Source organism: Nocardiopsis sp. L17-MgMaSL7 (assembly GCF_003182025.1).
Classification (GTDB): Bacteria; Actinomycetota; Actinomycetes; order Streptosporangiales; family Streptosporangiaceae; genus Nocardiopsis; species Nocardiopsis prasina.
On sequence record NZ_QGTF01000002.1, the window covers coordinates 59200 to 71733 of the forward strand.

Below are 12534 nucleotides of genomic sequence, written 5' to 3' on the forward strand. Positions count from 1 at the left end.
GCGACCGGGGAGACGACCGATGGTGCTCCGCCCGTCAGGCGAGGTTGTGCGGTCCGAAGGCCTGGGGCAGCACGCGCTCCATGGGCAGGATGCCCTCCGGCGTGTCCACCAACAGGTCCGGCCCGCCGTGTTCGTACAGGAGCTGACGGCAGCGCCCGCACGGCATCAGGGCCAGGCCCCGACCGTCCACGCAGGCGAAGGCGACCAGCCGACCGCCGCCGGAGGCGTGCAGGGCGCTGACCAGACCGCATTCGGCGCACAGGCCCACACCGTAGGAGGCGTTCTCCACGTTGCAGCCGCTCACCACCCGGCCGTCGTCGACCAGCGCCGCCGCCCCCACCGGGTAGTTCGAGTAGGGCGCGTAGGCGCGGCCCATGGCCTCCCGGGCGGTCTCCCGGAGGGCCTCCCAGTCCACTGCGGTGTCGGTCATGACCTGCTCGCCCTCCACTGTTTTCCGATCCCGGCGGGTGCGCGCAGCCGTTGCGAGGCCAGCGAGAGCACCAGCAGCGTGGCGATGTGCGGGCTGTAGGTCGCCAGCTCACGCGGCAGCGAGTCGGTGCTGAAGTACCAGAAGAGCAGGACGATCGCGGCGAGGAAACCCGCCACGGCGATGCCCTTGCGGTCCTTGCGCACCTGCCACACGGCCACCACGAGCAGGACCACGGCCAGGAGCAGCAGCAGCGCGTGGATGGCCGCGCCGCCGCCGCGCAGCTGGAGCGCGTCGGTGTAGCCGAACAGGGTCGCGCCCATCGCCAGGCCGCCCGGCCGCCAGTTGCCGAAGATCATCGCGGCCAGACCGATGTACCCGCGGCCGCCGGTCTGCCCCTCCTGGTAGATCTGGGAGGCGACGATCGCGAGGAACACGCCGCCCATACCAGCCAGACCACCGGAGATGACCACGGCGACGTACTTGAGCGTGTACACCGGCACACCGAGGGACTCGGCGGCGTCGGGGTTCTCACCCACCGAGCGCAGCCGCAGGCCGAAGGTGGTCTTCCACAGCACCAGGTAGCTGATCGGGACCAGCAGGATGGCGATGAGGGTCAGCGCGGACATCCGGGTCGTGAGGCCGATGACCAGCGCGGCCAGGTCGCTGACCAGGAAGATACCGCTCTGGGCGACCGGGGCGAGCGCCTCCGGCAGCCACGGCAGGTTCAGGGTCGGGAACGACGGCGCCGACGGGGACTGGGCCGCACCCGCGCCGGGGATGTCGGAGTAGACCAGGATCGACAGGTAGCGCATGGCGCCCAGGGCGAGGATGTTGATCGCCACACCGGACACGATGTGGTCCACCGCGAAGGTCACGGTGGCCACCGCGTGGATCAGGCCGCCGAGCATGCCGCCCAGGGTTCCGGCCAGCAGGCCGATCCACGGGTCGTTGAAGCTCCACGCGAAGTACGCGCCGAACCACGTCCCGAAGATCATCATGCCCTCGAGGCCGATGTTGATGATGCCCGCGCGCTCGGCCCACAGACCGCCGAGGGCAGCCAGACCGATCGGGACCGCGAACGTCAGCGTGGTGCGGACGGTGCCCGCGTCGGTCAGCATGTCCTGACCGGTGATGACGCGCAGACCCGCCAGCGACACGAAGACCGCCATCAGCAGGGTGAGGACGCGCCAGCGCGCCCACCCCCGGGGCCGGGACCGCTGGGTCACCGGCTCCATCACGTTGAGTTCCTGGCTCACTGTGCCTCCCCGCCGCGCTTGTCGTCGGTGCCGTCGGTGTCCTCGGTGACGGCTCCGTCGGAGGCGCCGCCGTCGGACACGGCCGCGGGCTCCGGGGTGGACTCGGTCGTACGGCCGAGCTGCCTGCCGATCTGCTGCTGCTGGTAGCGGCGGCCCCAGCGGTGCACGACCTCGTAGACCACGACGACCGTGAGGACGATGGTGGCCTGCGCGATGACGGCGATCTCCTGCGGGATTCCGTCGAAGGGCAGGATGCCCGCCGCCTGGGTCAGGAAGGCCCAGAACAGGGAGGCGAAGACGATGCCCACGGGGTGGTTGCGGCCCAGCAGCGCGATCGCGATGCCGATGAAGCCGATCCCCGTCGGGAAGTCCAGCGCGTAGTAGTGGGAGTTGCCGAGCAACTGCGGCAGACCCACCAGACCGGCGACCATGCCCGAGAAGAGCATGGACAGGAAGACCATCTTCTTGACGTTCACGCCGCTGGCCTCGGCCGCCGTCTGCGACTGGCCGGTGGCCCGCAGCTCGAAGCCGAACCGCGTGCGGTTGAGCATGATCCAGTACCCGATGCCCACGGCGACGGACAGCAGGATCAGACCGTAGATCTCCCGGTCCGAGCCGAGGAAGGTCGCCGGGATGCCCGGGACCCAGCCCGACTCGGGGATGGGCGGGGTGCCGATGTTGTTGGTGCTGATCTCGACCGCGAGGCGGCCCTCGGTCAGCAGGTAGGCGGTGATGCCGGTGGCGATCGCGTTGAGCATGATCGTGGAGATCACCTCGGACACGCCCCGGGCGACCTTGAGGTAGCCCGCGATGCCCGCCCACAGGCCGCCCACGGCCACGGCGGTGAGGATGACCACGAACTGGCTGAGCACCGGGGGCAGCACCAGGTACCCGCCGACGGCGGCGGCCAGCAGGGCCGCGAGCCGGTACTGACCGTCCACACCGATGTTGAACAGCTTCATCTTGAAGCCGATCGCCACGGCTACGGCGGCCAGGTAGTAGGTGGTGCTGTCGTTGATGATCTGCACCAGGCTGTTGGGCCGGGTGCCGTACTCCAGCATCCGCTCGAAGGTGGGCAGCGGGGCGATACCGCTGAAGTACAGGACGGCGGCGGTGACGCCGATCGCGATCACGCCCGCCGTCAGGACGGCGGCGAAGGACAGCGCCATCATCGCCGCGAGGCGGTGGAAGAGCACGAACGCCAGCAGCGAGCCGATCACCGCGCCCGACGCGGCCGCGACGGGCTCGATCAGCGAGAGGTCCAGCATCCACCCGGCGACCAGGCCGCCCACGACCGACAGCACCAGGGCCATCGGGAGGACGAGGACGTTGTGGAGGGGTGTGCCCTCCTCCTTGGTGCCGTCGGCGCCCACCCGGCCCCGGTCGGGGGTCATCGGGGCGAGCACGGCCACGAGGACGAAGGCGAGGGTCACTCCGACGATGAGCGCGGCCCACCACAGGAGGAACAGGTCCAGCACGACGGTGACCAGACCGCCCATGAGGACGGCGAGGAGGATCACGATCGGTGCCGCGACGGTGCGGCGTCCGCTGTCAGTCATGCGCCGCCCTCGCTCTCGTTACGATGGGCGCCCTCAGCACCGCTGTCACCTTCCGTGTGCGCGTCCGAGCCGTCCAGTCCGGCGCCGGTCATGGCGGATCCGAGCTGTTCGGGGGTGACGCTGGTGGGGTCGGCCTCCGCGACCAGGCGGCCGCGCAGGATGACGTGGAGTGTGTCGGACATGCCGATGAGCTCGTCGAGGTCGGCGGAGATGAGCAGCACGGCCAGCCCGGCGGCGCGCGCCTCGCGCAGCTGCTCCCAGATGGCCGACTGCGCGCCCACGTCCACGCCTCGGGTCGGGTGTGCGGCGACCAGGAAGCGCGGGTCCCCGCTCATCTCCCGGCCGATGATGAACTTCTGCTGGTTGCCCCCGGACAGCGCGTCGGCGATGACGTCAATGTTGGGGGTGCGCACGTCGTACTCGCCGACGATGCGCTCGGAGTCGGCGCGGGCACCGGACCGGTTGATCCAGGCACCGTTGACGCTGGGTTCCCGGGTCTGGTGGCCGAGGATGCGGTTCTCCCAGAGCGGGGACTCCAGCAGGATGCCGTGCCGGTGGCGGTCCTCGGGGATGTAGCCGACACCGGCCTCGCGGATGCTCAGCGTGGACCACTCGGTGATGTCGCGCTCTTCGAGGGTGATGGTGCCGGAACTGGCCCGGCGCATCCCCATGATGGCCTCGATGAGCTCGGACTGGCCGTTGCCCTCGACCCCGGCGATGCCGACGATCTCGCCCTCGCGGATGTCCAGGGTGACGTCGTCGACCACCGGTCGGCCCTCGGAGGAGAGCACGGTGACCCCGGACAGGGCGAGCACGACCTTGTCGGTGACGGTGGACTCGCGCAGCTCGGGGACGGGCAGTTCCCCGCCGACCATGAGCGTGGCCAGCTGGCGGGCCGAGGTGGTGCGCGGGTCGGCGGTGGCCACCGTGGTGCCGCGCCGGATGACGGTGATCTCGTCCGCGACCGACAGGACCTCGTCGAGCTTGTGCGAGATGAAGATGACGGTGAGGCCCTCACGCTTGAGCACGCGCAGGTTGTCGAAGAGTTCCTCGACCTCCTGCGGCACCAGCACGGCGGTGGGCTCGTCCAGGATGATCGTCTGGGCGCCCCGGTAGAGCACCTTGAGGATCTCCACGCGCTGGCGGTCGCCGACGCCCAGGTCCTCCATGAGGCGGTCGGGGTCGACGCCGAGCCCGTACTGGGCGGACAGCTCCTGGATGCGGGCGCGCGCCTTGCGGCCGATGCCGTGCCTGCGCTCGGCACCCAGGACCACGTTCTCCAGCACGGTGAGGTTGTCCGCCAGCATGAAGTGCTGGTGGACCATGCCGATGCCGTGCTTGATGGCGTCGGAGGGCGAGTGGAAGCGCACCTCCCGGCCACGGATGTGGATGGTGCCCTCGTCCGGCCGGTGCATGCCGTACAGGGTCTTCATCAGCGTGGACTTGCCCGCTCCGTTCTCGCCGACGATGGCGTGCACGGTACCGGGAGCCACGGTGATGTCGATGTCGTGGTTGGCCACGACGCCGGGAAAACGCTTGGTGATCCCGCGCAGCTCAACGGCGGCGGGTTCGTTCGACCCGCCGCCCGATGGCGTGCTGCTCATCAGACTCCTCTGTGGGAATGTGCGGCGGGGCGCGGACGGGCCTGGGATCGGCCACGGCCGGGACGCCTTCGTCGCGGTGCGGCTACCGGGCGGAGCCGAAGGGGGCTGGCCCCTCCGGCTCCGTGTTCGTTCGGGTCACGGCGCGGGCCCGGTGCCCGCTCCGTGGAGTGTCCCAGCGCCGTTACGGCTGGCTGGGAACCTCGATCTCACCGTCGATGATCTGCTGCTTGAGCTCGTCGAGCTGGTCCTGGACGGGCTCGATGGCCTCTTCGTTGGTCAGCGTGTAGTCCACGCCGCCCTCGCTGAGGTCGAAGCGCTTGATCCCGGCGTCGACGTCGCCCTCGGTGGCGGAGCGGATGAACTCGAAGACCGAGACGTCGACCTGCTTGATGGCGGAGGTCAGCACGTACGGCTTCTGCTCCTCCTCGGCGTTCTCGTACTGGTCGCTGTCGACGCCGATGAAGGTGAACTCGTTGTCGACGGCGGACTGGAGGATGCCGTTGCCCGAGGCGCCGGCGGCGTGGTAGATGACGTCCGCGCCGCGGTCGTACTGGGCCTGGGCGGCCTCACGGCCCTGGGCCGGGTCGTTGAACCCGGCGAAGTCCGGCGGCTGGCTGAGGTAGTTGATCTCCACCTCGATGTCCTCGTTGACGTGCGCGACGCCCGCGACGTAACCCGCCTCGAACTTGCGGATCAGCGGAGTCTCGACACCGCCGATGAAGCCGACGTGGTCCTCGTCGGTGGTCAGGGCGGCGGCGGCACCGGCGAGGAAGGAGGCCTGCTCCTCGGCGAAGACGAGGCTGGTGACGTTGTCGATCTCCTCAATCTCGGAGTCGACGATCGCGAAGTCGACCTCCGGGTACTCGGGGGCGACGGCCTGGACGGCGGCGTCGTAGGCGAAGCCCACGGCGATGATGACGTCGTAGCCCTCCTCGGCCATGGTGGCCAGGCGCTCCTCCTTGGCGGACTCGGCCTCGCCGTCGGCGGGCTCGAAGTCGTTGGTCTCCACGCCCAGCTCCTCGGCGGCCTGCTCGAGGCCGCGGTAGGCGGAGTCGTTGAAGGAGCGGTCACCGCGGCCGCCGACGTCGTAGGCCAGGCCGACCTTGACGTCGGAGGAGGTCTCGCCGTCGCCTCCGCCACTGGCACCGTCGTCGGCCGCGTTGTCGCACGCGGTGAGTGCCAGCACGCCCGCGGCGGCGACCGCTGCGAACTTGGCTGCGTTGCTGCGCTTCACTTGAAAGTCTCCCCTTCGCCCTCTCAGCGGACCGCATTCCGCGCGGGACCGACCTGAGTTCTGCAGCCGGACGATATCCGCTGGCCGAATGTACATCTAACCCACGGCCGTAGTTGTTATGAAGGCGAGAGCAGAGTGACACGGGGCCTTACCGGGAAGTTACCAAGAGCACACCGGATCGGGGCAACCTTCGGCCTAATCGCTGTTTTTGACCTCCTGTTCTCTCGATGAATCCGGCTTTGCGACCGCCCGTGTCGTGACCTTCACCTGTGGTGACCTCGCCCTGTTCGGCCCCATCCGGTCTAGACCGGCCTGATCCACTTGGCGGGCGCGGGTTCAGTCCTGGAGGAACTCCACCACGGCCTGCTTGAAGACGCGCGACGAGACGGCGTTGGCGTGCTCGCGACCCGGGATCTCCACGAACGACCCGCCACAGCGCTCAGCGAGCCCGGCGGCACCCTCGGCGACGGTGTCCCCCGCTCCGGCGACCAGGAGCGGCGGGAGGCCCTCGGGACGCGGTTCCTCCTGGAAGGGACGGGCGGCCTGGCCGCGGGCGCACGCGGCGAGCGCCGCGGCGTCGTTGCCCGGAAGCGCGACCACGGTCCGGTACACGTGGTCGAAGGGGGTGTCCCCCGCGCCCGGTTCGGCAGCACCCAGGCCCGCCAGGGCGTCGGCCGGGCCGAACCCGCCCAGCACCGTACGACGCACCCGCTCGGGCGCGGTGAGCGCGAGTTCCCAGGCGATCCGGGAGCCCATGGAGTAGCCGACGACGTCGACGCGCTCCACGGCCAGCTCGTCGAGCAGACCCACAAGGTCGGCGACGAAGTGTTCGGGCAGGTAGAGCCCGCTGTCGGTCGGCTTGTCACTGGCCCCGTGCCCGCGCAGGTCCGGGCCGATCACCCGGCGTCCGGCGGTGTCGAACGCGCGCGGCCACCCGGCGGCGCTCCAATTCATCTCGAACGTGGTACCGAAACCGTGCAGCAGAAGCACCGGAAGGTGATCGCCGGGGGCCTGCGGCGGCAAATCCGCATAACGCATTGTCACGTCTCCGACGAGATTCGCGTTCATGAATCTTTTCCGTTCTCGATCCGGTGGGGATTTGTTGGAAGCGAACGAGGGCCCATTCAGACGTTCCCATAAACAGAATGACCCGAAGGGCCGTTCCGTTGGTGTCGACGTCCGAACGGGCCCTTGTCGTCACGGCCTCAGTTCGTCGGGGGCCTGAGTCGGACCCGGCGCTGCGGTTTGGCGTCCTCAGTGGGAACGCGTCCGACGATTCCGGCCTGCGGCGCCCTTTCCTCGACCTCCACCGCGAAGGTCACCAGGGGGTCGCCGACGGGGACCACCTGCTCCTCCTCCGCGTGCAGCTCCACCACGCGCCCGGCCTTGGGCGAGGGGATGACCACGGCGGACTTGGTGGTCTCCACCTCGACCAGGGGGTCGTTGCGGCCGATCGTGTCCCCGACCGCGACCTGCCACTCCAGGACGGTCGCCTCGACCAGGCCCTCGCCCAGGTCGGGGAGGGTGAAGGTGATGTTCTCTTCTGCCATGTGGGCTAGTACTCCAGGGTTCGCTGGACCGCGAGCAGGACGCGGTCGATCGTCGGCAGGTACTGGGGCTCCAGCGGTCCGGCCGGGTAGGGCACGTCGAACCCGGTGACGCGCTGGACCGGGGCGGCCAGCTCACGGAAGCAGTTCTCGGTGATGAGGGTGGCCACCTCCGCGCCGAGTCCCGCGGTGAGCGGGGCCTCGTGGACGACCACGGCGCGCTTGGTGCGCGCCACCGAGGCGGCCAGCCCGGCGGCGTCGATGGGCTTGAGCCAGCGCAGGTCGAGGACCTCCAGGTCCACTCCGTCCTCGGCGGCGAGTTCGGCCACTTGGAGGCAGCGGTGCACCATCGCGCCCCAGGCGACGAGGGTGGCGTGGCTGCCGGGGCGCACGATCCTGCTGGTGCCGATGGGGTCGGTGGGCTCGCTCAGCACCACCGGGCGGCGGTCCCAGTAGCGGGCTTTGGGCTCCATGTAGACGACCGGGTCGTCGGAGCGCACGGACTGGAGCAGCAGGCTGTACGCCTCGGCGGGGTCGGAGGGGGCGACGACCTTCAGCCCGGGGGTGTGCGCGAAGAGCGCCTCCAGGCTCTCCCCGTGGTGCTCGGGTGCCTGGATGCCGCCGAAGGACGGCAGGCGCAGGGTGATCGGCATGGGGGCGGCGCCACGCGTGCGGTAGTTCATGCGCGCCACCTGGTTGACGATCTGGTCGACGGCCGGATACGCGAATCCGTCGAACTGGAGCTCGGGGACCGGCCGCCAGCCGTTCATCGCCAGACCGACCGCCATGCCCATGATGGCCGACTCCGCCAGCGGGGTGTCGAAGACGCGCTGGTCGCCGAACTCCTTCTGGAGACCGTCGGTGACGCGGAAGACGCCGCCGAGGGCGCCGACGTCCTCACCGAAGACGAGGACGTCGGGGTCCTCCTCCAACAGGACGCGCAGGGCCCGGTTGATCGCCTGCTGCATGGACAGCTCGACCGCTCGGGAGTCGGCCGGGGCGTCGGTGTGTTCGATCAGCTCGGTCACAGCTCGACCTCTTCCTGCCAGGTGCGGTGCTGCCGGGCCAGCTCCTCGGTGGTCTCCCGGAACACGTGGGTGAACAGTTCGGAGCCGTCGGGCTCGGGGGCCTCGGCGACCCCGTCACGGATCTCCTCGGCGCGCTTGGCGGCCTCCGCGTCGACGGTGGCGAGGTGGGACTCGTCGTCGTGCCCGGCCTCGATCATCGCGGTGCGCAGCAGGTCGAGGGGGTCGCGTGTGCGCCAGTGGTCGGTGTCGGCTCGGTCCCGGTAGCGGCTGGGGTCGTCGGAGGTGGAGTGGGGTTCGACCCGGTAGGTGAGGGCCTCGATGACCGTGGGGCCGCCGCCCGCGCGGGCACGCTCGACCGCCTCGGCGGTGGCGGTGTACACGGCGCCGACGTCGTTGCCGTCGACGAGCACCCCGGGCATGCCGTAGCCCTCGGCGCGGGCCGCGACGGAGCCGCCCGCGACCTGGCGCTCGTTGGGCACCGAGAGGGCCCACTGGTTGTTCTGGCAGAGGAAGACGACGGGTGCCGTGAACACGCCCGCGAAGTTCATGGACTCGTGCACGTCGCCCTCGGAGCTGGCGCCGTCGCCGAAGTAGGCCATGGCGACACCGTCACCGCCGCGGAGCCGTTCGCCGACCGCCCATCCCACGGCGTGCGGGACGGGGCCGCCGACGACCGCGTTGATGGCGCCGAAGCGGGACTCCATGACGTCGTGGAGTCCGCCGTGCCACAGGGCGCGGTGGGTGGCCATGTAGGCGACCATCTCCACGCCGTAGGCGAGGGCGGAGGCCATCTCGCGGTAGGTGGGGAAGACGAAGTCGCGGGTGGGGTCGAGCGCGCTGGCGCTGCCCACCTGGGCGGCCTCCTGACCCCGGACGGAGACGTACGCGGGGAAGACGCCCTGCCGCTGGAGGGCGATGGCCTCGGTGTCCAGGTCACGCGCGGTGCGCATGGCGCGGTACAGCTCCCGGGTGAGTTCGGGTCGCAGGTGCTCCACGGTGATGGCGCCCTGGCCCGTGGGCTCTGGGGTTGGCATGTCGAGCGGCTCCCAACGTGGCCCTGCGCGCGTGTGGCGCGACCCGGGCTCGGGGTGGTCAGGTCTGCCTTTGATTCTCCGTACAACTGGACAGTTTCGCTAGATACGACCGTACAGTCGATACGATCAAGAACATCGGACCTGGTTTCGTTCGTGGATGTCCAAGTTTCAGCCTCCGAAACAGGGGAAAACGACACGCAGTGCCAAACATCACGAATCACCATCAACACCACCATCCGCCAACCCCGCCGAAGGGAAGCCCGGAAGCCACACACAGGAGTCGTCGTATGCCCGGACAGTCACGACAAATATGCGGAGAATGGGTGTCAGGACAAGAATTTCTGGCGGATTCCGGCGGTTCGGGTGTAGTTACTGCTCAGTCAGGGAAACCCTCGACCTACTCCGTGCGTCAACCATGAGTACAGTCGGAACTCCTCCGCCACTCCCCTGTTTGGCGGTTCGCACAAGAGGTCCGTACGCACGAATCCCCCCGATACCCCCACACCGACCCGAGCACCACGGAACGTGCGTCCGTCATCTCCCCGACCGGTTTTTCCCAGCTTCCTGTCAATGAAGACAGCACGGAGCCGAGCCCTGCGACAAGAGCACACGAGGAGCACGCACATGGCCATGGGCGAACAGCACAGGAACGGCCGGCGGCCGGACACGACCGACCAGACCATTCTGAGCGCGCTCGCCAAGGACGCCCGGACCGGCATCACCGAGATCGCCGCGCTGGCCAACGTCTCCCGAGCCACGGCATACAACCGGATCAAGCGCCTCACCGACGAAGGGGTCATCCGCGGCTACTCCGTGGTGACCGACCACTCCAAGATGGGGCTCGGCGTCACCGCGCTCGTCCTCATCTCCGGCAGTCAGCCCGACTGGCGGGCCAACCGGGAGATCCTCTCGTCCTACCCCGAGATCGAGTACTGCTGGTACGTGGTGGGGTCGGCTGACATCGTGCTGCTGGTCCGCGTCGCCAACACCAACCAGCTGCGCGACCTGATCCTGAGCCGCCTCCAGTCGCTCCCCGGTGTGACGTCCACCCAGACGCTCACCGTCATCGACGAGGTCGTACACCGACCGGTCGTGGAGCCCGCCGAGGGGAGCGAGTGACCCCGCCCCACCCCCGGATCATCCCCTGACCACCCCGGCGACCGCCGTCATCAGCTCGGACAGCAGTTCCGAGCCGCGCGCGCGGCTGGCAGCGATGTCGCCGTCGACCCCCGACACCACCTCTGCGTAGGCCTTCAGTTTGGGTTCGGTCCCCGAGGGGCGCAGCGTCACCCGCCCACGCGTCCCACCTTCGAGCTCGAACCGCACGGCGTCCGTCGGCGGCAGACCCACGTGCCCGTCGGCGAAGTCCACGACCCCCGACACCTTCAGGGGGCCGAACGCGGCGGGCGGTTCGGCGCGCAACCGCCGCATCGCCGCGGTGATCTCCGAGAGGTCCCGCACCCGGACCGACAACTGGTCGCTCAGGTGCAGGCCGTACCGCCGGGCCTGGTCGTCGAGGAGGTCGACCAGCGTGCGGCCCCGGCTACGCGCCTCGGCCGCCAGCGCCAGCGCCACGAGCGCCGCGCTCACGCCGTCCTTGTCGGCCACCGGTCGGCCGTCGTCCCCGCCCACGCAGTAGCCCAGCGCCTCCTCGTAGGAGAACACCCTGCTCTGGCCCGGCGCGCCCGCGCGAGCCAACCACTTGAAGCCGGTCAGGGTCTCCTCGTAGTGCACTCCCCTGTCCCGGGCGATCTTGCCGAGCAGACTGGAGGAGACGATCGAGGTGGCCACCACCCGGTCCGCGCCACTTGTGTGGTCCAGCACGTACTCGGCGAGCAGGCCGCCGACTTCGTTCCCGGTGAGGAGGCCGTACCCGGGCACCGCCAGGGCCAGCCGGTCGGCGTCGGGGTCGTTGGCCACCACCAGGTCCGCCCCGTGGGCCTCCCCCGCCGCCAGGGCCAGGTCCATCGCACCCGGCTCCTCCGGATTGGGGAAGGCGACAGTGGGGAAGTCCGGGTCCGGTTCGAACTGCTCGACCACCACCTCGGGCGCCGCGAACCCGGCCCGCTCCACCGCCTCCGACAGCACCCGGCCGCCCACGCCGTGCAGGGGCGTGTAGACCACCGAGAGCTCCCTGGGCCCGTCCGGAACCAGCGCGGTCACCGCGTCCAGGTACTCCGAGACCGCGTCGGCGCCCAGCACCTCCCAGTCCTCGCCCAGCGGCAGCGCGCCGACCGGCCCCACCGCGTCGATGGCCGCGGAGATCTCGGCGTCCACCGGTGAGACGATCTGGCTGCCCGCGTCGTGACCGGACCCGCCCACGTACACCTTGTAGCCGTTGTCCTGGGGCGGGTTGTGGCTGGCGGTGACCACGATCCCGGCGTCCGCGCCCAACCGCCGCAGGGTGTGGGCCAGCACGGGCGTGGGCAGCGGGCCGGGCAGCAGGGACACCCGGTGCCCGGCCCCGGTGAGGACGGCGGCGCTGTCCCGGGCGAAGTCGGCCGACCGGTGGCGGGCGTCGTAGCCGATCACCACGTGTCGGCGCTCCGCCCCGAGCCACGCCGCGATCCCCGCCGCCGCGCGCATGACCACGACGCGGTTCATCCGGTTGGGCCCGGCCCCCAGCGCACCGCGCAGTCCCGCCGTGCCGAACTCCAGCCGCGCCGCGAACCGGTCGTCGAGGTCGGCCAGGGCCTCCCCGTCGCCGACCTCGACGCGGGCCAGGAGCGCGCCCAGTTCCCCCCGGGTGCCGGGGTCGGGGTCCTGGTCGAGCCAGTCCCTGGCCTCGACGAGGAGCGCGGAGTCGATCATGGGAATCTCCTGTCTGGATGAGCGGGCGGGG

Annotated in this window: 11 protein-coding genes; 1 reads left to right on the top strand and 10 read right to left on the bottom strand. The window is 70.2% G+C overall.

Annotated features, from left to right (window positions below; all coding sequences use genetic code 11):
* Window positions 1-34: 34 nt before the first annotated feature.
* From BDW27_RS02910 to BDW27_RS02950, 9 genes are all read right to left on the bottom strand, one after another.
* Window positions 35-448: a cytidine deaminase gene (locus BDW27_RS02910; RefSeq protein ID WP_017546750.1), complete on the bottom strand. Its 414-nt coding sequence runs from the start codon at window positions 446-448 to the stop codon at window positions 35-37.
* Window positions 427-1686: an ABC transporter permease gene (locus tag BDW27_RS02915; RefSeq protein ID WP_110048130.1), complete on the bottom strand. Its 1260-nt coding sequence runs from the start codon at window positions 1684-1686 to the stop codon at window positions 427-429. Before BDW27_RS02915 ends, BDW27_RS02910 begins: the two co-directional genes overlap by 22 nt.
* Window positions 1683-3245 (bottom strand): ABC transporter permease, encoded by a 1563-nt coding sequence (locus BDW27_RS02920; RefSeq protein WP_110048131.1) that lies wholly within the window; start codon window positions 3243-3245, stop codon window positions 1683-1685. The genes BDW27_RS02915 and BDW27_RS02920 overlap by 4 nt, the downstream gene beginning before the upstream one ends.
* Window positions 3242-4849, bottom strand: a complete 1608-nt coding sequence (locus tag BDW27_RS02925; protein ID WP_017546753.1) for an ABC transporter ATP-binding protein — start codon at window positions 4847-4849, stop codon at window positions 3242-3244. Before BDW27_RS02925 ends, BDW27_RS02920 begins: the two co-directional genes overlap by 4 nt.
* A 181-nt stretch (window positions 4850-5030) precedes the next feature.
* A complete protein-coding gene (locus tag BDW27_RS02930; protein WP_110048132.1) occupies window positions 5031-6083 on the bottom strand; it encodes a BMP family protein in 1053 nt (350 codons plus the stop codon).
* Window positions 6084-6419: 336 nt separating this feature from the next.
* Window positions 6420-7151, bottom strand: a complete 732-nt coding sequence (locus tag BDW27_RS02935; protein ID WP_110048133.1) for an alpha/beta fold hydrolase — start codon at window positions 7149-7151, stop codon at window positions 6420-6422.
* Window positions 7152-7288: 137 nt separating this feature from the next.
* Window positions 7289-7633, bottom strand: a complete 345-nt coding sequence (locus BDW27_RS02940; RefSeq protein ID WP_017546756.1) for a biotin/lipoyl-containing protein — start codon at window positions 7631-7633, stop codon at window positions 7289-7291.
* Window positions 7634-7638: 5 nt separating this feature from the next.
* The gene (locus tag BDW27_RS02945) at window positions 7639-8658 is read right to left on the bottom strand and encodes an alpha-ketoacid dehydrogenase subunit beta (protein ID WP_017546757.1); all 1020 of its coding nucleotides are present in this window, start codon (window positions 8656-8658) and stop codon (window positions 7639-7641) included.
* Window positions 8655-9692, bottom strand: coding sequence for a thiamine pyrophosphate-dependent dehydrogenase E1 component subunit alpha (locus BDW27_RS02950; protein WP_110048134.1), 1038 nt, complete (start codon window positions 9690-9692; stop codon window positions 8655-8657). The genes BDW27_RS02945 and BDW27_RS02950 overlap by 4 nt, the downstream gene beginning before the upstream one ends.
* A 624-nt stretch (window positions 9693-10316) precedes the next feature.
* Between BDW27_RS02950 and BDW27_RS02955 the strand changes: the two genes are divergently transcribed.
* A complete protein-coding gene (locus BDW27_RS02955) occupies window positions 10317-10811 on the top strand; it encodes an Lrp/AsnC family transcriptional regulator (protein WP_017546759.1) in 495 nt (164 codons plus the stop codon).
* 18 nt (window positions 10812-10829) lie between these two features.
* Here the strand turns inward: BDW27_RS02955 and BDW27_RS02960 are convergent, their stop codons facing one another.
* Complete coding sequence (locus BDW27_RS02960) at window positions 10830-12503, bottom strand: phospho-sugar mutase (protein WP_110048135.1); 1674 nt, start codon at window positions 12501-12503, stop codon at window positions 10830-10832.
* Window positions 12504-12534 lie beyond the last annotated feature (31 nt).

What these genes read in the sequence shown, in the direction of transcription:
- BDW27_RS02920 (WP_110048131.1), bottom strand. Translation starts at nt 3,245, where the DNA reads ATGACTGACAGCGGACGCCGCACCGTCGCGGCACCGATCGTGATCCTC.
- BDW27_RS02925 (WP_017546753.1), bottom strand. Translation starts at nt 4,849, where the DNA reads ATGAGCAGCACGCCATCGGGCGGCGGGTCGAACGAACCCGCCGCCGTT.
- BDW27_RS02935 (WP_110048133.1), bottom strand. Translation starts at nt 7,151, where the DNA reads ATGAACGCGAATCTCGTCGGAGACGTGACAATGCGTTATGCGGATTTG.
- BDW27_RS02940 (WP_017546756.1), bottom strand. Translation starts at nt 7,633, where the DNA reads ATGGCAGAAGAGAACATCACCTTCACCCTCCCCGACCTGGGCGAGGGC.
- BDW27_RS02950 (WP_110048134.1), bottom strand. Translation starts at nt 9,692, where the DNA reads ATGCCAACCCCAGAGCCCACGGGCCAGGGCGCCATCACCGTGGAGCAC.
- BDW27_RS02955 (WP_017546759.1), top strand. Translation starts at nt 10,317, where the DNA reads ATGGCCATGGGCGAACAGCACAGGAACGGCCGGCGGCCGGACACGACC.
- BDW27_RS02960 (WP_110048135.1), bottom strand. Translation starts at nt 12,503, where the DNA reads ATGATCGACTCCGCGCTCCTCGTCGAGGCCAGGGACTGGCTCGACCAG.